The following is a 20759-nucleotide window of genomic DNA, read 5'->3' on the forward strand; positions in this document are numbered from 1 at the left end:
CTTGTCTACTTTTCGGGGGTCAGGCCCTTCAACGCCCCATCCAACCCAGGACGGTCGGTGGACGAACCGCTGACAGTATCGTCGAAGATGCGAAAGCACTTTTCTTTCTTCAACGCTGCGGTTTGCCGCTCCAGATTCTGATCTTTAGAGCTAACCCGCGCATAGCCGACCTTTTTCCCGGAAATAACCTCGGAATGTTCAGGAATGTCTAGAGGTAGTGACGGTTCTGTTCCATTATCCATAACACAACCCTAGTGAACATTAAGTTTGCGAGGGGGGTTGTAATTTAAAAACTGTTCTTTTGGGGTGTACTCCAGCCGGGCATAATTGCTCTTTGGTAACGTAAGCGCGTATCTTAATTTGTAAGACTTGAATACATAGCGAATTGAGGGAAATTATGAAATCCATAACCATCCGCATTCCCGACGAGCTCAAGGCCCTTATTACCAAGGAGGCCGAAGGAAACGGCCAATCCCAGAGCGATTACCTTCGCCAAATCCTCGAGGCGCAAGTCGGGCAGATCAACGAAGAAGAGTTCCAAAGGCAACCCCAGCAGAATTTTTCCTTAAGCGTCGTTGAACGCAAGACCTTGTCCCTGGGGTGTCAACTTTTACTCGCCGCTCACGGTGACCTACCTGACGAGCTATATGACGCGGAATCCATCCAGGGCACGATGAAAGCACTTGAATACGGGTATGCAGGAGAATATCCCCGTATATTTTCCGGCGCCAATGACGGATTAACCTATGAGGAATGCAAGCTTGTGTGGGACATCCTTGACATGTTTCGGGTGATTAAATACAGCATCCAAGACCTTGGTAGAAACGGTTGGGAACAGACCGGTGTTGTCGACGCTGAATACTACGGTTCTTTCCGAGGGTTTGATTACCAAATCGATCTTGAATCCAAGCTCGCTGGCTACGTGGGCTATCTTGTCGAAACTTGCCGCTGGGAGGAACAGAAAGAGTTCCTTCAAACTCAAGGTGGCAACTCCCACAGTGAGATGTTACCGACCTATCGCGCCATGCTTGCAGAATTTAAGCCGGCATGGCGCAAGGCCGCGAGTCGAGGCGCCCGTTCCAACCTTAATGCGAAGGAAATTAGTCGTGTACTGTTAGCCGCCCCGGGAGCCCAGCTTAAGTAAAAACAAAAAGCTGTTCACGACGGACGTAAGACATAATGCACAATACTGCAAACTAGACCAACGGTTGTCATTAAAAACGAAAAGCGGCCCTGAACTATAAGCTCAGGACCAGAATTTCTTTTAATTTGCAGGTGATTCCTGCTCAGTAAGAAATACTTTACCTCCCCCTCCGCAATGACGCAAACCTGAAAACCGCGAAAGCTAGATAGAAAACCAGCATGAGAGCCTCAACCCGCCAACAACTCATCAATAACATCCCTACCCCGAGATTCCAGACCTATCTCGCCGCAGCAAACCAAGATCCGGAGAAAGCTCTTGCCCTGTATCAATGGAACATCGATGTAGCTGCCGCGGTGACCAGCACTCTAGCTATCGTTGAGGTTGCCCTTCGCGACACCATTGATCAACAGCTGAGAGAATGGAACACCATCCAAGGCGGAACCCATGAATGGATCACCAGACCCCAAGTACCACTTTCTCACATTGTTCGACCCACTCCGCCCCCAAACTGGTCAAAATCTCCCCACCGTAAGCCAGGGGATTTACACGGAAAATGGTGGGAAGCCAAAGCACAGGGAGGCATGAAAGACCCTCAAGGGAACCGTACGAACCTATCCCCCACCCATGATGACCTAGTGGCATCCCTAACATTCGGGACATGGCGACATCTTATTCCAAAACCCATCAGTCTCGGCGGGCGCTCCACCGCTCCGCAAATTGACATCTGGAACGAGGCAATAAATCTAAAAACAAACATCTGCGGTACAGGTAAAGGATTTAATGCTTCAGCGGGCACGGCCTACTACTGGTGCTCAACCCTGCTGCACGCGAGAAACCGTGCTTCACATCTCGAACCACTACTGGATGTCGCTACACTGCGCCACTGGCACCGGATCTCTGGTCGCACTGTCAACGCACTGTGGCCAGGAGCGGAAGTATGGGTTACTGGCCCTGCCCGAATACCCGACGTCATTAGGCGTAAACCTCAATGATCAACAGGCCTAGAATCAACGAGCGACAGCGGAGAGTTAAAGCTTTTCACCTGGTAAACAGTTGTTTTGGGGTGCCGCGAGAGTAGATCCACTCCCCCATCCCCGCATCCAACATGGACCTTGAAGTTCTTTGTGTGCGTGGTTGTGTTGATATCAATTGTGTATCCACCAGACCTGCTCGCAGTCCGGAAGTCAAGACGTGTTCCATCATTTAAGAACACCGTGCTCGGGCTTACAACCGCATTTTGTCCTGACTTTTGCTGCAAAGTGGCCTTAATAACTTTCCCGTAGTCGAGTATTGTCTCCTTGCTGCTTGGAGATCCCTTCTAGGGCTGTAGTGCTTTGCTGGTGATTCCATAGGGACCCTGGCAGCTCCCGAGATATCTTGGCTCTTCGCGTTTCGGAGTGCGTAGGTGAGCCCAGGGCGACCTATCCGGAGGAGCTCCGGCCCGACCAACAAGACCATAACCCAGGCCACCCTGGAGCACAGGAGGGCCTTCCCCTGGTTCATATTCGGTCGTTCTAAACACAGGGAAGTTGAGGCCGTCCCCCTCAGATCCGGAAGGCTGGGATCAAGACGGGTCTGTACGTGCGAGGTCTTTTCTCCCCTTGCGTAGTCCAATCTCATAGGAGGTGAAGGCGATCAGCGTGACAATAACCAGCGGGAGGATGAACCCCGCCATCACGGCGGTAAACCCCTTCAGGGCATCGTGCTCGGTAGCCGCAAGAACAAGATAACCCGTGTAGGCCACATAGAGTCCGAGAAAAGTGGCCCCCTCCCACCGGGACACCACAAATCCGGTGAAGACAACAGGTAACAGGGCGGCCGCGGCGGCCAGCATCACCGGAAGATCAAAGGCCACTGCGGCACTGGACACCGGGATGCCCTCAAGGGAAATCAGGGCGGGTAGTCCGAGCACCACTCCAATGTTGAAGATATTGCTGCCCACGATATTGCCCACCGCGATGTCCCGTTCGCCACGGCGCACCGCGGTAATGGAGGTCACCAGCTCAGGCAGGGACGTACCGATAGCAACGACGGTCAATCCGACCACGAGACTGCTAACACCCAGCCCGGTAGCGATGTTGACCGCCCCGTCGACCAGTAGTGTGGCCCCGCCCACCAGCAGCGCGATCCCGCCCACTATGAACAGGAGGGACTTGGTAGTTGATGCGACGGGTGATTTTTCATCCCCATCCCCGACGTCGGAGGTAGACGAAACAGCGGCGGACTCTGCGGCACCGACCGGTAATCGTGTTCTGCGACGGCTGGTAGCAATGGTCCACACCGTGTGCGTGACGACCACGCCGAACAGGATCAGACCGTCGACCGGGCTGATTACTCCATCAAGGGCCATCACAAGCAACCCCGCCGACAGGGCGACCATGAGGGGAACGTCGAATCGCACTAGTCCGCGTGTGACGATCAGGGGGAGGATCAGGGCGGAGAGGCCGAGAATGAACAAGATGTTGACGATACTGCTACCCACCACGTTGCCGACGGCCAGCCCGGGTTCATCCTGCCAGACGGCCCCGATGGTCACCGCCAGTTCCGGTGCGGACGTGGCTGCTGCTACCACGGTCAGCCCGACCACCAGAGAGGAGATTCCCACCCGGCGGGCCAGCACTGAAGCACCTCGCACCAACAACTCCCCGCCCACAATCAACAACACCAATCCCATAATGATGCGTCCCACATCCAGAAAGTCCATGGGACCGGAGTGTACCGGCTCTTCGCGTTTCGGAGTGCGTAGTTGACCGCGGGGCGGGGTTCGGGGTGGCACAACATGTAGGGGTCCTGGCCGGTACAAAATGAGAGTTACGACGCTTTCATCCAACCGAACCAGGACCCTACTGTGCATTCTAGTGGCAACCTCGTGACCGACACCATCTGCCGGACCGCCGAGATCGGATTGACGATCACCGGTGCCGCCAATGCTGGAAACATCACCATCATCGATGCCGCACCTGTGGCCGTCAGCGACGCCTGTCCTGAATGCTCCCAGCCCGGCACCAAGCGTGTCCACTTTCCGGGGTTCGGGCCCAGTCCCCATGACCCCCGCCGGAGGTCATCCGCGACAGCCTCGCCGACTACCGTCGGCAGCTCGATCGCCTGGACGAATCGACATGGCGAATACTGCGCCTGAACGAGTATCAGCTCAAAGCTGAGTACCAGGACATCATCGCCATTGTCGAGCGGGCCGCCTCGTAAGGCACCAGCTAGCAGTCGAGAGGGTCCGGTGACCCGCCCAGTGGAAGCGGCCCTACTGCCTAGGGCATGAAAACGCATGCAGGGCAGGTGAAAGAAACGTAATGGTGCCCGCCACAGCGAAGCGGGCCTGCTTTGCTACGCCTGCCCCCCGGATTCACCGGCTCCGGGGGGGGGAACTTCCTACCGGCAAGATCTTCCACTCGTCAACGCGGGATGATCATGCCCCTGCCTGGGGTCGGGATTATTTTCTCACTGGTTTCCGGGCCGTGGCCTAACTGGCCACCGGATCAGGAGCCGGACTCACTGCCCCCGGCGATGTCGGCCAACGCTGCCTGGAGCCGGGCGTCAGCGTCGGCGGCGACCTCCCGGACCTGGTCACTTTCGCCTAGTTTCACCATGGTCTGCGGGTCGATCGCCTCGACGGTAGTCCCGTCATCCCCTGGGCCCCGCCGGACAACAACGTTGCACGGCAGCAAAGCCCCCAGCTCCGGTTCCGCGGCCAGGGCTTTACTGGCCAGGGTGGGGTTGCAGGCGCCGAGAATGACGTAGTCTCCCACTGCCTCGGCGGCGTCGGTTCCGAGTTTCTTATCGAAAGTGGCACGGACATCGATCTCGCTGAGTACGCCGAATCCGTGCTCAGCCAGGGCCGCACGGGTACGTGTGACAGCGTCCTCGTAGGACAGGGACACGGTGACACTGTGGGTGTAGGACATGCTCTGACTCCTTAAACATAGGTGAACTCGGCACTGACATCACGCCCCAGTCTGACAGTGGCTGGCGGATCACGCAAGGGAGAGGAAGAGCTTCTCCATTTCCTTTTTGTCCATCGACTCCTCCGGGTTGGCCAAACACTGCTCGAGTCCGGTGGCGATGATCGCAAAACCCGCCCGGTCGAGCGCCTTGGTCACCGCCGAGAGTTGGGTGACAACTTCCTTGCACTCGCCCCCCTCCTCAAGCATGCGCACCACGGCAGAAAGCTGCCCTTGGGCGCGCTTGAGGCGGTTGATAACCGGCTTCATTTCGCTGGATTCGAGTTGCATCAGGACTCCTTGTGCAGGGTGGAAACGTACTTTCACCCTATACGGAGAGGGGCATTTTGCATACCCGCACCCGTATCTTGCATACCCCGGGGGGTATATGGCAGACTGGGTGAAGCTCCCAGTAACAGCCTTGAAAGGATCTCCATGAACTCGCCTTCTACCACCATTACTACCGTCGAGCCGGCCACCGTGCGCCAGTGGATCACCGACCACAAGGACCTCGTTGTCATTGACGTGCGCTCCCCGGCTGAATTTGAGGCCCTGCACATCCGTGGTTCCTACAACGTGCCACTGTCGCTAGTCTCCGAGCACACCGAACAGCTCGCCGAGCGTCTCGGTGAGCGCGTGATCCTGGTCTGCCAGTCCGGTGTCCGCGCGGAGCAGGCCCGTCAACGTCTCGGCGCCGCCGGGGTGGAGACCGCCCATGTGCTCACCGGTGGGGTGAACGCCTTCGCCGCCGCCGGCGGTGACGTCGTCCGAGGTGCCCAGCGTTGGGACCTCGAACGTCAGGTGCGTCTGGTCGCCGGTTCCCTGGTCGTCACCGGCCTGGTGGGCGGTAAGTTCCTCTCCCCGAAACTGCGCACCGTCGCCGGAGCCATTGGCGCCGGCCTGACGTTTTCCGGGGTGACCAATACCTGCGCGATGGGCAAGGCCCTGTCGGTGATGCCCTGGAACAAGACCACCGCTGCTCCCACCGCGGCCGAGGCCATCAACCAGATCCCCCACCCGTTAGCCTAATCCCCACCCTCTACCCCCCTAAGCGCCATAAGGAGAACGACCATGGCAGAAATCACCGTCCCCGACGCCCAGAAGCGCTACACCCAGGATCAAATCCTCGACGTTCGGGAGGGCTTCGAGGTAGCCGAGGGCATGATCCCCGGTGCCCTTCACATTCCGATGGGTCAACTGGGCTCCCGACTCGGCGACCTTGATAAGGACCGGCCCATTATTGTCGTGTGCCGTAGCGGTAACCGCAGTGCGGCGGTGGCCGATGCCCTCAACCAGGCGGGGTACACAGCCGATACCATGGCCGGCGGGATGACCGCCTGGCAGCGGGCCGGCCTACCCACCCGCTGACCCAGGCCCCGGCTACCCGACTAGGACACCCCATGACCATCACGCTCATCCTCACCCTGTTGTTGTCGATCCTGATCGGCCTGTCGCTCGGCCTGCTCGGCGGCGGCGGATCGATCCTCACCGTGCCCATCTTGACCTATGTTGCTGGACTCGACCCGAAGGAAGCCATCGCCGCCTCCCTGTTCGTCGTCGGCGTGACCTCCGCGGTCAGCGCGATCAACCACGCGCGCAACCGCCGGGTAAAGTGGCGCACCGGCGTGATCTTCGGCGCCGCCGGCATGGCGGGTGCTTTCGGCGGCGGATTGCTCGGCGGGCACATCCCCAGCGTGGTGTTGATGATCGCGTTCGCGTTGATGATGATCGCCACCTCCATCGCGATGATCCGCGGCCGCAAGGGCTCCGCGGGTGAGACCAAGGACCGTGACCTGCCCCTGGGCAGGGTGATCCTCGACGGTCTGGTCGTCGGCGTGATCACCGGTCTGGTGGGCGCGGGGGGTGGGTTCCTCGTTGTCCCCGCGTTGGCTTTGCTGGGTGGGTTGTCCATGCCGGTGGCCGTGGGCACCTCCCTGGTGGTCATCACCATGAAGTCGTTTGCCGGCCTGGCCGGCTACCTCACCTCCGTCGAACTGGACTGGGCCCTGGTGGGTGCGGTCACCGTTGCCGCCGTCCTCGGCTCGTTGCTCGGATCCCGCCTGGCCGGGCGTATCCCTGAAGCACTGCTGCGCAAGGGCTTCGGCGTCTTCGTCCTGGTGATGGGCGTCTTCGTCCTCATTCAGGAGCTCTTCGCCACCACCGGGGTCGCTGCTATCGCTGCCGCTCTCGTGGCCGTCGCCGCAGCGGTTTGCTGGTTCACCGTTCCCGCCTGCCCCCTGCGGAGCACCGCCGCAACCCGGTAGGAACCCACCACTTCCCCATCTCCGGCGCCCGCGGCCACCACCGACAGGTGCACTCGCCCACTCAACCCAGCAGGACGTGTTCCCGATCCGTCGACCGAGGTGCCACCGACCTTATGGCCACGGAACCGAGAACACGTCCTGCTGGCGTTTCCTGCGCACACCACCACCTCACCCATGCGGTGGTCCGGCGGATCCGCACGCCTTCCTCGATGCCCCTGACAGGAGTTTTCCATGTTCTCTCGTCCACGACCGGTCCCCGTGCTGGGCCTGCGGGCCAACGCCACCCAGTTCACCCTCCTGGTGGTGGTCAATGCCCTGGTCGGCGGCATGGTCGGCCAACAACAGACCGTGCTGCCCCTACTCGCCGAGCACGAATTCGGCCTGACCGGTTACACCTTCGTGTTCACCTATATCGCCGCCTTCGGGGTGACCAAGGCCGCCGCCAACTGGTTTGCCGGAACGTGGTCGGACCGGTACGGACGCAAACCGGTCCTGCTGATCGGCTGGTTGATCGCCCTGCCGGTGCCGGTGATGCTCATCCTCGCCCCGACCTGGTGGTGGGTGATCGCCGCCAACATCCTACTCGGGATCAACCAGGGTCTGACCTGGTCGACGACTGTGGTCATGAAGATCGATCTGGCCGGACCTGCCCATCGGGGCCTAGCGATGGGGCTTAACGAGGCCGCCGGTTACGCCGCGGTCGCGGTCACCTCCCTGCTCGCCGGCCACCTCGCCGAGCAGTATGGACTGCGCCCAGTGCCGTTTCTACTGGGTTTGGCCTATGCCGTCCTCGCCCTGGGCATCAGCACCTGGTGGGTGCGTGAAACCCGGGACCACGCCACCTTGGAGGCCGCTGGAACCAACCACCCCGACCCTGATGCCCCTATCCCGGTACGGACCAATCGGGATATCTTCCTCGATACCAGCATCCGCGAACCAGCCCTGTCCGCCGCCAGCCAGGCGGGACTGGTCAACAACCTCAATTTCGGCCTGTCCTGGGGCCTGTTCCCCCTGCTGTTTGCCACCGCAGAGCTGAGCCTGACCCAGATCGGGGTGCTTTTCGCCCTCTACCCGGGAGTGTGGGGGGGTGGGCAGCTGGTCACTGGTGCGGCCTCCGATCGGTGTGGCCGCAAACCCTTCATCACCAGCGGCATGGCCACCCAGGCTCTTGGACTGGTGGTCATCGCTCTCAGTGACGGTTTCACCGGTTGGGCGATCGGCGCGGTCGTCTTGGGGGCAGGCACCGCTCTGGTCTATCCCACCCTGTTGGCCGTGGTCGGTGATGTCGCCCACCCCGCCCAGCGTGGCCGCACGGTGGGGGTGTACCGGGTGTGGCGGGACCTCGGTTATGCGGCTGGCGCCTTGCTCGGTGGGATGGTCGCCGACCTCGTGGGCCTGCATGCCGCCGTGTGGGCGGCTGCGGCCGTTAGCGCGGTCTCAGCGCTGGTGGTGGCGGTACGCCTGTACGAGACACACCCGCCGGTGCGTGCCATGATCCCGGCCTGAGCACTCCTGATGCCGGCGCCTGGTTTCGCCCCGTCCTTCTGTGTCGTGGGAGGTAGAGGACGGGACCGCGGTGGTGCCGCTGGGCACGAATTCACCTCCCAGCGAGCGTGAGCCACCTAGTCTCGCTTAATCCCCACAGCCTTCTCCGGGAAGGAACGAGGCTGAATCGAAAGAGGGACCGCCCCCGATGGGACGGTCCCTCTTTTTGTCGCGGTCTCAGATTTAGCGCTGGGTGGCGCCCACCTTGGCCTGGTGGTCACGCCACGCCTCGTAGGAGCCTTTCAGCTCGACCACGTCATAGCCGGCATGGCGCAGTCCGTTGGCCGCCACCGAGCTGCGGGTACCGCTCTGGCAGTAGGTCACGATGGTGCCCTCCTCGGGAAGCTGGTCGAGGTTCCACAGCACCCGCCCGCCATGCAGCTGAGTAGCCCCGGGGACGTGCCCGTCGTCGTATTCACTCTTGGCGCGGACGTCGAGGCGCATCACCGCGTCGAAGGACTCGAGCTCGGCGGGGCCGATCACCCGCGGCGTGGTCTGCGGCAGACCCTCGAGGCCGGTCACGTAACCGGCGACGGCGTCAATGCCGACACGGACCAGGTGGTCCCAGAACTCCTGCGCGGACTCCTGGTCGTCGGCCAGCAGAACCAGCGGACGGTCGTCGTTGTCGGGGTCGACGACCCAGGCGGCGTAGGTGGCCACCGAGCCCCCGGCCGGGATGTTCAGGGCCCGGGTGACGGTGCCGGTGTGGACCTGATCGGCGGAGCGGGTGTCGACGAAGGTCACCTCATCGGCCTCCAGCTGGGCGGCGACGGTCGCGGTATCCAGCTCGGTCAGGGGGGCACGCTCGCCCATGATGGCCGGGCCACGGCGGTTGTGCACCTTCATCCTGCCGAAGTAAGCCGGGGCATCAGGCTGGCCGTCGAGCAGCTCATCGATGAAGCCCTGCTCGTCGTTGTCGGCCAGGTAGTGACCCCACCAGGAGTACTTGCGCTCGTAGCCGACTGTGGTCGACGGCAGGGCGCCCAGTGACTTGCCGCAGGCCGAGCCCGCCCCGTGGCCGGGAAAGACCTGGATGTGGTCGGGCAGGGTGAGGAACTTGTCCCGCAGGCTGGCGAACATCTGCTTGGCTCCCTCGAAACGGGTGTCCACACCCCCGGCGGCCTCATCCAGTAGATCGGGTCGGCCCAGATCCCCGGCGAAAACGAAGTCACCGGTGAGCATGTACCCGGGCTCGTCGGCGAAGGCGCCGTCGGTGACCAGGAAGGACAGGTGCTCCGGGGTGTGGCCGGGGGTGTGGACGGCCGCGATGGTGATGTTGCCGATCCGGATCTCATCGCCATCGTGCAGCCGCTTGGCGTCGAACTCGTACTGCCAGTCCTGGCCGCCTTCACCCGAGACATAAACATCCGCCCCAACGGCTGCGGCCAGCTCCCGGGTGCCTGAGAGGTAATCGGCGTGGATGTGGGTCTCGGTCACAGCGACGATCGTCATACCGTTCTTTTCTGCCATTGCCTGGTAGACGTCGATATCTCGGCGGGGATCGACTACCACGGCCGTGTTCTTGGCCTGACAGCCGATAAAGTAGCTGGCCTGAGCCAGGTCCTTGTCGTAGATGCGCTCGATAAGCATGGTTTCTCCTTCACAGGAAATCGGGGGCAACCGGGGAAGTTCTCCTCGGTCATACACCACAACCATAATACCCCACGGGGTATTCCGCAATGGTGGAGCTCCCCTAAGAACGTAGCTTCAGACGCCCCGTGCGGGCTCTGTTCGCTCGCTTTTTGACGATGCACATGCAAGACCTGCCCCTGTAGCACCAAGACGTCTCCAGCGAGTCACATGTCCCCCTGCCCGGGAAGCCTCAAGAACCCGAAAAGCTCCGTCGGCTCAACCGGTCGAGACCAAGGCAGGTCAGACAGGGAATCTGCTAGATGCAGCCACTGAGTAACGCCCCGGTGTAGGACGCGAGGACGACGGCACTGACTGCACCCAAGATGAGAAGCTGGGCGGAGGCTGCCGCCGCCGGAAAGTATCCCCGCCTACCGACTTCGGGGCGGACCAGGTGCGGAATGCGATCGGGGCCGGCCGCCAACAGCGGACCGGAGGCAGGGTCAGCGACTCCCGCCGGTGTCGTGCGGTCGCCGAGGACAAGGAGGGCCCGGACCATAGCCGGGGTTCCCGCCTGTCGGCAGGCCCGCTCATCTGCCGCGATTTCCAGATAGGCCGGCAGCGCCGCGGCCGCCTCCCGGATAAAAGGCACCCAGCGCAGGTGGGCGGCGATGCTGGCCACCAGGTCGGAGACCACGTGGTGGCGTTGCCGCAGGTGGGCGGCTTCGTGGGCGAGGACAGCCGCCAACTCGTCACCACCCAACCGGTCGAGCGTCCCGGTGGACACCGCGATACCACCCTGCCGGGAGGAAAAAGTCAGCGCCCAGGGGCGGTCATCGGCCACCACCGCCACCGTGTGCCCGTGAATCATCTGCCGGGTGGAGCCGTCGAGCACCACGGATGCCGTGTGCCGGGAACGTCGCACTCGGCCCCGGTATTCCGCGATGACACCGACGGCGCTGATGGCTCCGACCAGCACGGGAACGGCGATGAGCACGGCGGAGGGAATTCGCGTATCGAAGGGGGCGGTGGTGAACGGATTGGAGGCGGCCAGGCACTGCCGGCACACCTCCGAGGCCCCGACAGGCAAGATCACCGGCCCGGAAACCACCCAGGCAAAGATCAGACCCAGAGACAACAGCGCTGCGGGCCAGATGAGGATACCCCCGGCCAAAAGGGCAATCGCCACCCGCGGTACCCGCGCCAGAGCGGGGGCGGCTTTACGCAGGAAAACCGGTCCGATCAGGCCCACGACAAGAAGCATCACGACGACAAAGGCCGCCCACAGAATCGGGGCGGTGATCATGGTCGCCCTTCCTGCCGTTGCAGATATTCCCGAAGCAGGGCACGGTCGTCCTCGCCGATGGTGTCGACGAAGTGGAGGATTGATGCGGTCCGGTTCCGGCTGGCCTCAAGGGCCTGGTCCATGATTCCGGCGGTGTATTCCTCCCTGCTCATTTGGACGGCATGCCTGGCCGATCTCCCGTCTTTGACGACGGTGACCATTCCTTTGCCTCCCAGGTGGCGTAGGACGGTCGCGATCGTCGTGTAGGCCGGATCGCCGGGGAGGTGGTCGATGACCTCCCGGACCGTTAGTTGCCCGTGATTCCACAAAATGTGCATCACCTGCTCTTCCAGCGGTCCCAGGGCCGGAATTCCCCGCTCAGTGCTCATTAGTTGACTCCTTGTGTGGTATGGGCATCGGACACGATACCTGCCCCCGGAGCCGCCAGATAAGGGCGATAGCAGTCAGCACCAGCCCGATCAGCGCGAGATAGGGCTGTGCGGGGGCAAACCAGGTCAGGGCTCCGGAGTAACCAATGGCCAAGAGCACAATTTTATTGCAGACCGGGCACCCCACGGCGAACCAGGCGAGCGCCCCGCCAGCCAGTCCCAGGCGACTCGACCGCCGCGCACTGCGCCCCTCTTCCCCGGCATCCGACTCGTCAGTGGTCACGTATGTGGCGATGAGCATGCCGGATAACCCCGAGGTCACCAGCCAGACGGGATAGTTCCACCACACCGTAGGAATCTCCCGGCCAAACCACGGATTCGGGATGAGCACACTGGGCAGGCCAATGAGGAGCGCGACTACCACCGCAGCAACGAGCGCGATCATAACGTGGCGGGGAGTCCACCAGGACAATGCCGTGAGCGCATCCCGACGCCCCTGCCTGGGGCGCTCGAGAACCAGAGCTGTCGAGTTTTCCATGTCCCTCAGTCTGCCACAGACCAACTACTCCACGTAGTCAACTATGAGAAGTAGTCGACTATGTGACATAGTTGATCTAGTTTTGTAGCAGAGCTGCCCCTACAGGGGGGCATGGAGGGAAAGTCACATGACCCGAGGATCCGACACCCGCAGGTCCCACAAAAATACGTGGGTGGTTCCGGTGATCGTCATCGCCGTCGCGGTGGCGCTCGTGGGCATCGTTGCGGTCATGAGCCGGGACACCGGTTCCGCGGGAGCCGGTCCGCAGACTGCAGCAGGAGCACAGGTGGGACCGGAAGCCCCCTCCCAGGGGTCGAGTGCGCAGGAGCCTACGGGACCAGATCTCACCGCCGTGGAGACCAGGGATGAGGCGGATCCTTTGGCGGTGGGGCCGGTGGATGCACCGGTGGGGCTGGTGGTCTTCTCCGACTACCAGTGCCCCTACTGCGCCAAATGGAGCGCAGAGACCCTGCCGGCGATGATGGAGTATGTCAAGGCCGGGGACCTGCGTATCGAGTGGCGTGATCTGAATCTGTTCGGGCCGGCTTCGGAACGCGCGTCCCGCGCCGCGTACGCCGCCGCCCTCCAGGGCGACGACGCCTACCTGGAGTACCACCACGCCTTGTTCGACAACGGTGAAAACCGCTCAGAAGAACAACTCAGCGACGAGGCACTGATCGCCCTGGCCGGGGACCTGGGTCTGGATACCGAGGCCTTCACAGCCGACTTCCACGCCCCGGAAACCGCCGAGGTGGTGGCCGGTAACGCACAGTTGGGACTGGATGTGGGGGCCTACTCCACACCGGCGTTCATCCTGGGGGGTCAGCCCATCATGGGGGCGCAGCCGACCGAGGTGTTCCTGGGCGCTGTGGAACTAGCCCTCTCGGACAAGGAGTAGACACGTGGACATCGGTCTGGTGAGCGCTTTTCTCGGCGGTGTGCTGGCCCTGTTGAGCCCCTGTGCCGCGTTGCTCCTTCCCGCCTTTTTCGCCTCCTCAGTAGGTGCCGGTCCACGACTCCTGCTTCACGGGGTCATCTTCTACGCCGGTCTTTTGGTGCTGCTCGTCCCGCTCGGGCTCGGGGCTGGGTTCCTGGGCGAGTTGTTTGTCTCGCACCGACAGACCATCATCGTGATCTCCTCGCTTGTGCTGATCTTGCTGGGCATCGTGCAGATCTTCGGCCACGGTTTTGACACCTCCCGACTCCTCCCCGGCCAAGCCAACCTGCAGTCACGAGCGGCGGCGTCGACCGGACTGGGAAAAAGCTTCCTGCTGGGCATGACGAGCAGTGTCGCCGGGTTTTGCTCCGGACCCATCCTGGGGGCGGTGTTGACCCTCGCGGCCACCAGCGGCAATGCCTTCTCCTCAGCGCTGATCTTGAGCACGTATGGGGCCGGAATGGTCCTGCCCCTGATCGTGATCGCCGCCCTGTGGACCCGGATCGGACAACGCGGGCAACGCATGTTGCGCGGTCGAGGGTTTAGTTTCCTCGGCCGACAGTGGCACACCACCTCGGTCATCAGCGGAGGGCTGATCATCATGGTCGGCATTATCTTCTGGACCACCAACGGACTGGTCGGCGTACCAGAACTAGTCCCCGCCGAGACACAGGCATGGCTGCAGCAGGCGGCCTCCCTATTCGGCAACCCGCTTATCGATATTGTGGCCATCATCCTTGTCGCCGCCGTTATCCTTCTTGTCTGGAACAAACGACGAGATCCCCAGGACACCTCGCACGCTGTCCGGGAAAGCGGTGGGACCATCACCCGCTGACCGCGGTGAATCACCCCCGGTCATCTCACCCCACAGCGTCCTGGGTATCGAGCACCGGTCGGCCGCGGTGCTCCCTCGAAGGTCATTGCCGAGGACATCCTGGACATCGCTATAACCCTGGCCGAGGAGGTATACCCCTATGACCGTCGATGTGCTGGCGCAGCTGGCGATCGGTGAGCAGTTCGCCACCACCGCTGCGACCGGCCCCTTGCTGCTCGGCATTCTCGCTGCCGCCGCCGCGGGCCTGGTCTCCTTCGCCTCCCCGTGCGTCATTCCGCTCGTCCCCGGGTACATGTCCTACCTCGCTGGTGTGGTTGGGGCCGAGGTCGACTACGACGCTCAACGCGGACCGGTGATCACGAAACGCCAGTGGGCGGTAGCCGGTGCGGCCGGGCTGTTCATCCTCGGTTTCACCGTCGTCTTCGTACTGGCCACGGTGACTGCTTTCGGCGCCATCAGCATGCTCACCCTCAATGCGGATACGCTCATGCGCCTTGGTGGCGTGGTCACCATCCTCATGGGACTGGTGTTCATGGGGCTCGTGCCCGCTCTGCAGCGCGACACCCGGTTGAGCCCGAAGATGTGGACGACCTGGCTCGGTGCCCCGCTGCTCGGCGGGGTTTTCGCCCTGGGTTGGACCCCGTGTCTGGGACCCACACTGGCGGCGATCATCTCCGTTTCCGCCGGCACCGAGGGGATGACCGCGGTACGCGGGGTCATCCTCATCATCGGCTATTGCCTGGGACTCGGCCTACCGTTTTTGCTGGTTGCCTTCGAATCCGCCCGTGCCATGCGCACGATTGACTGGCTGCGGCGTCACTCCCGGAAGATCCAGATACTCGGGGGCGCGCTGATGGTCCTCGTCGGCATTGCCCTGCTCAGCGGAGCCTGGGCTTACTTCATCAACTGGGTGCGTCAATGGACCGTGGAATACGGCGCCACCTTGCTGTAGCCCTTCCCAGCCGCCGGCAGCCTATCGGCGGCTGGAAGGCTCATGCCCCTCGGCCAAGCAGTCCTTCGGCGACCTTCTGCTCGAGTTCCTCCACCGACTGGAAGGTCTGCGCGAACACGGCGACCTGTTCCCCATCGACCGCCAAGACCGTGATGGGAACCACCCCCGGCAAGCCGAGTGTTCCTGCAAACGTATTGTCACTGTCCTGGTAGCTGGGAAGATCGACCTCTAGAGAGTCAAGCATCTCCACGCCGTTGGCCGGATAAGCATCCGCATGCACGCCCACCACGTCGTATTCCGGGTGCGCGTCGGCGAACTCATCAAAAATAGGCAGCTCCTCCCGGCAGGGCTCGCACCACCAGGCCCAGACATTGATCACGCTCGCCTCGGTGCCCTCAGGCTGACCATCAGCCGGAGTATCACCATTTTCCGCCCCCAGACAGGGAAGTACCACGCCAGCAGCACCCTGTCCGGCACAACTGGGCCGTACCCCTTGGGGCACCTCGGCCGGATTCGGGGCGATACCGTCAACCGGATCAGGCTCCGGCTCCTCCGATCGAAGGACCACACCCGACCCCTGGCCTTCCGGACCGCTGAGCATGATCGGAACGGCGAGGACGACCAAGATGGTCAGTAACACCCCGCCGATGAGGTATCCCTTGATGCTGTTATTCATCCCAAATACTCCTCCTGCCTCCAGCAGTTGTGCGCGGTTGCCTTTCTCGGCAAGCACTGTCGGCCCTGCTGTGGCCTCTGGCCCGCCGACGGTGTTGTTGCTTGCCCCATATCCCTAGGCGCTTGTTTAATCGGCACCTCGCGTCATGTGCTCATCCTGCGGCAGGAGCCATGGCCCGCGATCGAAATGAGGTTACTATATTACGTAGTCGACTATGTGACATAGTAGCAACCTGGGCATCCAGGTTCCGGATGAGAAATCACCCGGTGTCACAAGAGAAGCGAGGTTGGCGTGACCATCACAAGCAAGCGGACCGCGACGGTCTCACCACCCCCGGGAGGGAGAGCTGGTGACAGTTGGGGCAGGCTGGCCGTCAGCGCCGCTTTGATGGGGGCAGCCGCGCTCGTGTGGTGGTTGGCCCTGCCGCCCCGTGGTTGGTGGGTGTTATTCCCGGTGGGCGTGGCGGTGTTCATGCTGGCCCTGGCGGGCCAGCCACTCCGCCACCGTTTCTGGCTCGGTGGATTGTGCGGGGTGGTTCACTACGCTATTGCCCTGGATTGGCTCGCCGATTTCAATGTGGCCGGATACATAGCGGTTGTGGCCCTCCAAGCGCTGCTATTGACGCTGGTTGCCGCCGTCTCGCGCAGCGATATCACTTTCCGTCAGAACTGGTCGGGGTGGTGGCTGCTCACGCCTGCCGCCTTGGTGGTGTTGGAGGCGGTGCAGCACCGGTTCCCATTCGGTGGTTTCCCGCTGCCCGCGTTCGGGTTGAGCCAGCCTGACGGCCCCTTCATGGCTGCGGCCCCCTTGGGTGGGTCCCTGCTGGTGACCGCATTGGCTGCAATCTCGGGTGCTGGTGTCGCCGCTGTCATCCTCGGTCCGCGACGAACCCGGAGAATATCGGTGGCCGCAGTCGTAGGCGCACTGGCGGTGCCGTTGGCTGCCCCAGTTGCCGTGGGTGATGCGGCAGAAGGCACCCTTGATGTTGTGCTCGTCCAAGGGGGAGGTCCCCGCGGGCTTCACGCCATCGACACCGGCTCGTTTGATACCACCCGTAGGCACCTGCAGGCCGTGGGGGGCATCACGGGTAGCCCCGATCTGGTCCTGCTGCCCGAAAATGTCGCCAATGTCGACGGCCCCGTTGCCGGGTCCTCCATCGATGTAGCCTTTGCGGAGGTGGCCCGGCGGCTCGACACCAACGTTGTCGTTGGGGTTACCGAGTCTGAGGGGGAGGGATTCCGGAACGCGTCGGTGTTGTGGGGTCCGGACGGTGCCCGGTTGGGCCGCTATGAAAAGCAGCACCGTGTGCCTTTCGGTGAGTACATTCCCCTGCGGGATTTGTTCGAACGGCTCAGTGAGGACACGCGATTCATACCGCGTGATGCCATTGTTGGCGAGGGGCCAGCGGTGCTTGACCCGGAAGGGACCCCACGACTGGGGATCGTCATCTCCTACGAGGTGTTCTTCGCCTCCCGGGTCGCCGATGCCGTCCGCCATGGCGGGCAGCTGCTTCTTGCACCGACCAACGCCTCGTCATTCGTTACTGATGAAGTACCCGCGGTCGAAGTGGCTGCCTCCCGGATGCGTGCCAGTGAGTTCGGCCGCACCGTGCTTCAGGCTGCCCCCACCGGCTACTCGGCGGTCATCCAACCTGATGGGACAGTGTCCCAGCTCAGCGAGTTGGGTACGAGCGAACTACTGACAGCAACCGTTCCACTTCACACTGGCATGACGCCCTACGCGCGCATGGGTGACACGCCCATGCTGGTTCTCGTGGTGTTGGTGTTCGCATGGCCAGTGGTCGCCCGCCTCGTCGGCTCGCAGAGGAGAAGGTCAGGTGCCAAGGTGGCCGCCTGAACCTGGTCCTAGGTCCGGTCGGGCGAAGCTGTCGCGTTCTATGCGTTGCAGTTTCATGGCCCTTGGGGGTTTGTTTGCCGCACAGGCCGTCTCCTTTCCAAAATGCACCCAGACAGCGAAGATCAGCATCGTTAACAGGAGACGACGGTCACGTCACAAACGGGGTGACCAGCACTGGGCCGCAGAATGCAGCTTGGGAAAAATGGTTATTAATGCGAGAGGGAACATGTTGAGCAGGTGATCGTTTTCGACAATCGCTCTACTCCTTCCAACATGACATCCCGGTCTTGCGGGGCGGGCCCGCGACTGGTGTATCTCCCCTACCCGCCGAGAGCCGGATCCTCGGGCGGGTGTTTTCCCGAATATCCCGGGCTTAGAGGGTCGGGGCTGAGAGCCTACGCAACCTTCAACACCTCGATACAACCGAAACAGCGCGTCTTTAAACCCCTACGCCATCAGCTCCAAGGGCTCCCGCAGCAACGGGTCGAGGGCCACGGCGCGTGCGATGGCACATACGATCTCGCGGTGGGTGGGGATCATCCGCAGTTCAGTGCACTCACCACGACCGCCCAGCTGCGAGCGCACCGTGGAGGCGAAAAGCTTCGGTGCGTGGGGATCGTCGGTGAACGCGGAGCCGGCGACCACGATGGTCGAGGCACGGTGCTCCTCGGCTAACTGGGCAGCGGCGTAGCCGAGCAACACAGCGCGGTCATCGAGGAGCTCGCGAACCTCCGCATTGTACTTCGCCGCGGCCACGGCGGAGGTGAAACTGTCGAGTTCGACGCCGCGGTCCCTGATACAGTAGAGCACTTCGGCGTTGGCCAGGGCCTCCTCGGTGGGCATCCCGGCGGTGTTGAACACCTCACCGGCGGTGGCGGGCAGGGTGTCGATCTGGCGGGCCCCTCCGACCCGGAGACGGCCGCGCCGATGGAGCCATCGGCAAACAGCACCATCTGTGTTGGGGCGTTCCCGTCCGGCATGGCCAGGGGGCTGGCCTGGATCTCGGAGCCGAGGATTGCGGGCACCGCCGCCGACACCGAAGAAGAGGCAAACCGCATCCACGAACAGATGGTGCGCCAGCACGGGTGCTGTTGCAAAATTGGGCGGAGAGCAGCGAAGACTCAGTTTCTCATTCTCTGATGGCCGCTGCGTGTGGGCGTTGTTAGGCCGTCTCGAAGACCCGGTTGACGATCACCGCGTCCGGGTTCGGTTGCCCGTGAGGTCAAACATCGTGCCTTGCCCTTTCCGCAATGAGTGCATCGCCTCCATCCCTTTCAACGTCCGATATGTAGATGTCCGGTTCTTAAACGCGCCTTTCGGCCCGAGGATCCGCTTCAGCCGACCATGGTCGCCTTCCAGGATGTTGTTGAGGTATTTCACCTGCCGGTGTTCCACTGTTGGCGGGCAGATTCCCTCTGACTTCAACTCGGCGATTGCCCTGGCTAGGGAGGGTGCTTTATCGGTGTTGATCACTCTGGGATACCCGGCTGACGCATTGGATCTGAGGGCCTTGGCCAGGAAACGCTTCGCTGCGGCCACGTTCGGCTTCGGAGAGAGGTAAAAGTCCAGGGTCTGGCCACCGGCGGTGATCGCCAGATCAGAGGTAGCACCACCTGTCGCCGACCCGGATGTAGGTTTCATCCACCCGCCAGGAACTTGGCCTGCCAGTCAGGTACCTGCCGGTACCACCGTGTTTGCTTGTCCAGCTCAGGGGCGTATTTCTGGACCCAGCGGTAGATGGTGGTGTGATCGACCGGCACGCCCCGCTGAAGTCATCATCTCTTCGAGATCGCGGTAGCTCACCCCGTAGCGGCAGTACCACCGCACTGCCCACAGAATGATGTCACGGGGGAAATGACGACCGGAGAAGATACCAATGGCTGTGATTATTTCACGTCGCTTTTCCTATGCCCCAACTTTGCAACAGCACCAATAAACTGGCGCCCCGGTTATAAGTTGGGGCGCCAAGTCGATGTGCTCGAGTCGGGGGATGTTAGTGGCCGGTGCCAAGCCGGCCAGACAGTCGGTTCAGCCGGTCCTGACTGGGACCGTCGAGCCCGATAATGGACACGGTTTTGCCTCTGTCCTGGAACTTCTGCGTAATCGCGTCAAAGGTCGCGACCGTGGAGGCATCCCAGATCTCCGCCTCAGTGAGATCAATAGTGATATGACGGGCAGAATCGGTGTAATCAAAGCGATAAACCAGGTCATTGCTTGATGCCCAAAACAACTGGCCATGCACCCGGTAGGTACGAGTATCAATCTGGCCATCGCCATCGCCGTCGATCTCGGAGACCTTTTCAATGGAAACGATATGTGCCACCCGACGGGCGAACATGATCATCGCGGTGACCACACCCAGCACCACACCGATGGCCAGGTTGTGGGTGGCTAGGGTGGCAATAATCGTCACGGCCATAACAATGGTCTCAGGGACCGGCATGAGTTTAAGGGTGCGTGGATGCACCGAGTGCCAGTCGATCGTGCCGACCGAGACCATGATCATGATTGCCACCAGCGCAGCCATCGGGATCATGCCAACGATATCGCCCAGTGTCAGGACCAGGACCAGCAGGAACACGCCGGCTAGCAGGGTGGATAGGCGGGTACGTGCCCCGGATTCGCGGACGTTGATCATGGTTTGACCGATCATCGCGCAGCCACCCATGCCGCCGAAGAAACCGGAGGCAATATTAGCCACCCCCTGTCCCCAGGATTCGCGAGTTTTATCGGAATGAGTGTCGGTGATGTCATCGACGAGCTTGGCGGTCATCAACGATTCCATGAGACCGACCACGGCCATGGCCAGGGCATA

The 20759-nt window shown here is 62.1% G+C and carries 21 protein-coding genes and 2 pseudogenes; 11 read left to right on the top strand and 12 right to left on the bottom strand.

From position 1 onward, the window contains the following. Positions 1–5: 5 nt before the first annotated feature. On the bottom strand, positions 6–242 hold the full coding sequence (locus ACG98I_RS11885; protein WP_075722080.1) for a recombinase family protein: 237 nt from the start codon (positions 240–242) through the stop codon (positions 6–8). A gap of 155 nt (positions 243–397) precedes the next feature. Here ACG98I_RS11885 and ACG98I_RS11890 point away from each other — a divergent pair, with 155 nt between their 5' ends. Next, positions 398–1144 carry a YfbU family protein gene (locus ACG98I_RS11890; RefSeq protein ID WP_394720815.1) on the top strand — a complete coding sequence of 249 codons (747 nt, stop codon included), beginning with the start codon at positions 398–400 and terminating at the stop codon, positions 1142–1144. Between the two features lie 218 nt (positions 1145–1362). Then, complete coding sequence (locus tag ACG98I_RS11895) at positions 1363–2136, top strand: hypothetical protein (RefSeq protein WP_394720814.1); 774 nt, start codon at positions 1363–1365, stop codon at positions 2134–2136. Positions 2137–2708: 572 nt separating this feature from the next. Here the strand turns inward: ACG98I_RS11895 and ACG98I_RS11900 are convergent. Then, entirely contained in the window at positions 2709–3848 is a 1140-nt protein-coding gene (locus ACG98I_RS11900; RefSeq protein ID WP_394720813.1) for a calcium/sodium antiporter, read from the bottom strand. 144 nt (positions 3849–3992) lie between these two features. Between ACG98I_RS11900 and ACG98I_RS11905 the strand changes: the two are divergent. Next, positions 3993–4163: pseudogene (locus tag ACG98I_RS11905) on the top strand (ISL3 family transposase); the annotation flags it as partial. Positions 4164–4635: 472 nt separating this feature from the next. Here ACG98I_RS11905 and ACG98I_RS11910 read toward each other — a convergent pair. Beyond that, positions 4636–5061, bottom strand: coding sequence for a DUF302 domain-containing protein (locus tag ACG98I_RS11910; protein ID WP_394720812.1), 426 nt, complete (start codon positions 5059–5061; stop codon positions 4636–4638). 69 nt (positions 5062–5130) lie between these two features. Beyond that, positions 5131–5388 (bottom strand): metal-sensitive transcriptional regulator, encoded by a 258-nt coding sequence (locus ACG98I_RS11915; RefSeq protein WP_394720811.1) that lies wholly within the window; start codon positions 5386–5388, stop codon positions 5131–5133. A gap of 144 nt (positions 5389–5532) precedes the next feature. On the opposite strand from ACG98I_RS11915, the gene ACG98I_RS11920 reads away from it, so the two are divergent. The 4 genes from ACG98I_RS11920 (at position 5533) to ACG98I_RS11935 (ending at position 8867) form a co-directional block, all read left to right on the top strand. Next, a complete protein-coding gene (locus ACG98I_RS11920) occupies positions 5533–6126 on the top strand; it encodes a rhodanese-like domain-containing protein (RefSeq protein WP_394720810.1) in 594 nt (197 codons plus the stop codon). 42 nt (positions 6127–6168) lie between these two features. Then, positions 6169–6465, top strand: a complete 297-nt coding sequence (locus tag ACG98I_RS11925) for a rhodanese-like domain-containing protein (protein WP_003848340.1) — start codon at positions 6169–6171, stop codon at positions 6463–6465. 32 nt (positions 6466–6497) lie between these two features. Continuing rightward, positions 6498–7361, top strand: a complete 864-nt coding sequence (locus ACG98I_RS11930; protein WP_394720809.1) for a sulfite exporter TauE/SafE family protein — start codon at positions 6498–6500, stop codon at positions 7359–7361. 231 nt (positions 7362–7592) lie between these two features. Then, positions 7593–8867 (top strand): MFS transporter, encoded by a 1275-nt coding sequence (locus ACG98I_RS11935; protein ID WP_394720808.1) that lies wholly within the window; start codon positions 7593–7595, stop codon positions 8865–8867. A gap of 222 nt (positions 8868–9089) precedes the next feature. On the opposite strand, the gene ACG98I_RS11940 is transcribed toward ACG98I_RS11935, so the two are convergent. The 4 genes from ACG98I_RS11940 to ACG98I_RS11955 form a co-directional block, all read right to left on the bottom strand. Beyond that, positions 9090–10496: a rhodanese-like domain-containing protein gene (locus tag ACG98I_RS11940; protein WP_394720807.1), complete on the bottom strand. Its 1407-nt coding sequence runs from the start codon at positions 10494–10496 to the stop codon at positions 9090–9092. Positions 10497–10794: 298 nt separating this feature from the next. Then, a complete protein-coding gene (locus tag ACG98I_RS11945; protein ID WP_168939857.1) occupies positions 10795–11781 on the bottom strand; it encodes a M56 family metallopeptidase in 987 nt (328 codons plus the stop codon). After that, on the bottom strand, positions 11778–12149 hold the full coding sequence (locus ACG98I_RS11950; protein WP_015399486.1) for a BlaI/MecI/CopY family transcriptional regulator: 372 nt from the start codon (positions 12147–12149) through the stop codon (positions 11778–11780). The genes ACG98I_RS11945 and ACG98I_RS11950 overlap by 4 nt, the downstream gene beginning before the upstream one ends. Then, the gene (locus ACG98I_RS11955) at positions 12139–12687 is read right to left on the bottom strand and encodes a hypothetical protein (RefSeq protein ID WP_394720806.1); all 549 of its coding nucleotides are present in this window, start codon (positions 12685–12687) and stop codon (positions 12139–12141) included. The genes ACG98I_RS11950 and ACG98I_RS11955 overlap by 11 nt, the downstream gene beginning before the upstream one ends. A 127-nt stretch (positions 12688–12814) precedes the next feature. Between ACG98I_RS11955 and ACG98I_RS11960 the strand changes: the two genes are divergently transcribed. The 3 genes from ACG98I_RS11960 (at position 12815) to ACG98I_RS11970 (ending at position 15411) form a co-directional block, all read left to right on the top strand. After that, entirely contained in the window at positions 12815–13585 is a 771-nt protein-coding gene (locus ACG98I_RS11960) for a thioredoxin domain-containing protein (protein WP_168939860.1), read from the top strand. Positions 13586–13589: 4 nt separating this feature from the next. Then, a complete protein-coding gene (locus tag ACG98I_RS11965) occupies positions 13590–14459 on the top strand; it encodes a cytochrome c biogenesis CcdA family protein (RefSeq protein ID WP_168939861.1) in 870 nt (289 codons plus the stop codon). A gap of 139 nt (positions 14460–14598) precedes the next feature. Further along, positions 14599–15411 carry a cytochrome c biogenesis CcdA family protein gene (locus tag ACG98I_RS11970; RefSeq protein WP_168939862.1) on the top strand — a complete coding sequence of 271 codons (813 nt, stop codon included), beginning with the start codon at positions 14599–14601 and terminating at the stop codon, positions 15409–15411. A gap of 40 nt (positions 15412–15451) precedes the next feature. Here the strand turns inward: ACG98I_RS11970 and ACG98I_RS11975 are convergent, their stop codons facing one another. Next, positions 15452–16087: a TlpA family protein disulfide reductase gene (locus ACG98I_RS11975; RefSeq protein WP_168939863.1), complete on the bottom strand. Its 636-nt coding sequence runs from the start codon at positions 16085–16087 to the stop codon at positions 15452–15454. A 387-nt stretch (positions 16088–16474) separates the two neighbouring features. Between ACG98I_RS11975 and lnt the strand changes: the two genes are divergently transcribed. Then, positions 16475–17944, top strand: a complete 1470-nt coding sequence (gene lnt, locus ACG98I_RS11980; protein ID WP_168939865.1) for an apolipoprotein N-acyltransferase — start codon at positions 16475–16477, stop codon at positions 17942–17944. 447 nt (positions 17945–18391) lie between these two features. On the opposite strand, the gene ACG98I_RS11985 is transcribed toward lnt, so the two are convergent. The 3 genes and pseudogenes from ACG98I_RS11985 to ACG98I_RS11995 form a co-directional block, all read right to left on the bottom strand. Further along, entirely contained in the window at positions 18392–18787 is a 396-nt protein-coding gene (locus ACG98I_RS11985; RefSeq protein WP_394732567.1) for a hypothetical protein, read from the bottom strand. Positions 18788–19106: 319 nt separating this feature from the next. Then, positions 19107–19822: pseudogene (locus ACG98I_RS11990) on the bottom strand (IS6 family transposase). Positions 19823–19937: 115 nt separating this feature from the next. Continuing rightward, a partial coding sequence (locus ACG98I_RS11995) for a SulP family inorganic anion transporter (protein WP_394732569.1) occupies positions 19938–20759 on the bottom strand: 822 nt, incomplete at its 5' end.

Source organism: Corynebacterium sp. L4757 (genome assembly GCF_043673995.1).
Lineage (GTDB): Bacteria > Actinomycetota > Actinomycetes > Mycobacteriales > Mycobacteriaceae > Corynebacterium.

Coding starts and splice junctions, on each gene's coding strand:
- ACG98I_RS11885 (WP_075722080.1), bottom strand. CDS start 242: ATGGATAATGGAACAGAACCGTCACTACCTCTAGACATTCCTGAACAT.
- ACG98I_RS11890 (WP_394720815.1), top strand. CDS start 398: ATGAAATCCATAACCATCCGCATTCCCGACGAGCTCAAGGCCCTTATT.
- ACG98I_RS11895 (WP_394720814.1), top strand. CDS start 1,363: ATGAGAGCCTCAACCCGCCAACAACTCATCAATAACATCCCTACCCCG.
- ACG98I_RS11900 (WP_394720813.1), bottom strand. CDS start 3,848: ATGGACTTTCTGGATGTGGGACGCATCATTATGGGATTGGTGTTGTTG.
- ACG98I_RS11910 (WP_394720812.1), bottom strand. CDS start 5,061: ATGTCCTACACCCACAGTGTCACCGTGTCCCTGTCCTACGAGGACGCT.
- ACG98I_RS11915 (WP_394720811.1), bottom strand. CDS start 5,388: ATGCAACTCGAATCCAGCGAAATGAAGCCGGTTATCAACCGCCTCAAG.
- ACG98I_RS11920 (WP_394720810.1), top strand. CDS start 5,533: ATGAACTCGCCTTCTACCACCATTACTACCGTCGAGCCGGCCACCGTG.
- ACG98I_RS11925 (WP_003848340.1), top strand. CDS start 6,169: ATGGCAGAAATCACCGTCCCCGACGCCCAGAAGCGCTACACCCAGGAT.
- ACG98I_RS11930 (WP_394720809.1), top strand. CDS start 6,498: ATGACCATCACGCTCATCCTCACCCTGTTGTTGTCGATCCTGATCGGC.
- ACG98I_RS11935 (WP_394720808.1), top strand. CDS start 7,593: ATGTTCTCTCGTCCACGACCGGTCCCCGTGCTGGGCCTGCGGGCCAAC.
- ACG98I_RS11940 (WP_394720807.1), bottom strand. CDS start 10,496: ATGCTTATCGAGCGCATCTACGACAAGGACCTGGCTCAGGCCAGCTAC.
- ACG98I_RS11945 (WP_168939857.1), bottom strand. CDS start 11,781: ATGATCACCGCCCCGATTCTGTGGGCGGCCTTTGTCGTCGTGATGCTT.
- ACG98I_RS11950 (WP_015399486.1), bottom strand. CDS start 12,149: ATGAGCACTGAGCGGGGAATTCCGGCCCTGGGACCGCTGGAAGAGCAG.
- ACG98I_RS11955 (WP_394720806.1), bottom strand. CDS start 12,687: ATGGAAAACTCGACAGCTCTGGTTCTCGAGCGCCCCAGGCAGGGGCGT.
- ACG98I_RS11960 (WP_168939860.1), top strand. CDS start 12,815: ATGACCCGAGGATCCGACACCCGCAGGTCCCACAAAAATACGTGGGTG.
- ACG98I_RS11970 (WP_168939862.1), top strand. CDS start 14,599: ATGACCGTCGATGTGCTGGCGCAGCTGGCGATCGGTGAGCAGTTCGCC.
- ACG98I_RS11975 (WP_168939863.1), bottom strand. CDS start 16,087: ATGAATAACAGCATCAAGGGATACCTCATCGGCGGGGTGTTACTGACC.
- lnt (WP_168939865.1), top strand. CDS start 16,475: ATGGGGGCAGCCGCGCTCGTGTGGTGGTTGGCCCTGCCGCCCCGTGGT.
- ACG98I_RS11985 (WP_394732567.1), bottom strand. CDS start 18,787: ATGCCCACCGAGGAGGCCCTGGCCAACGCCGAAGTGCTCTACTGTATC.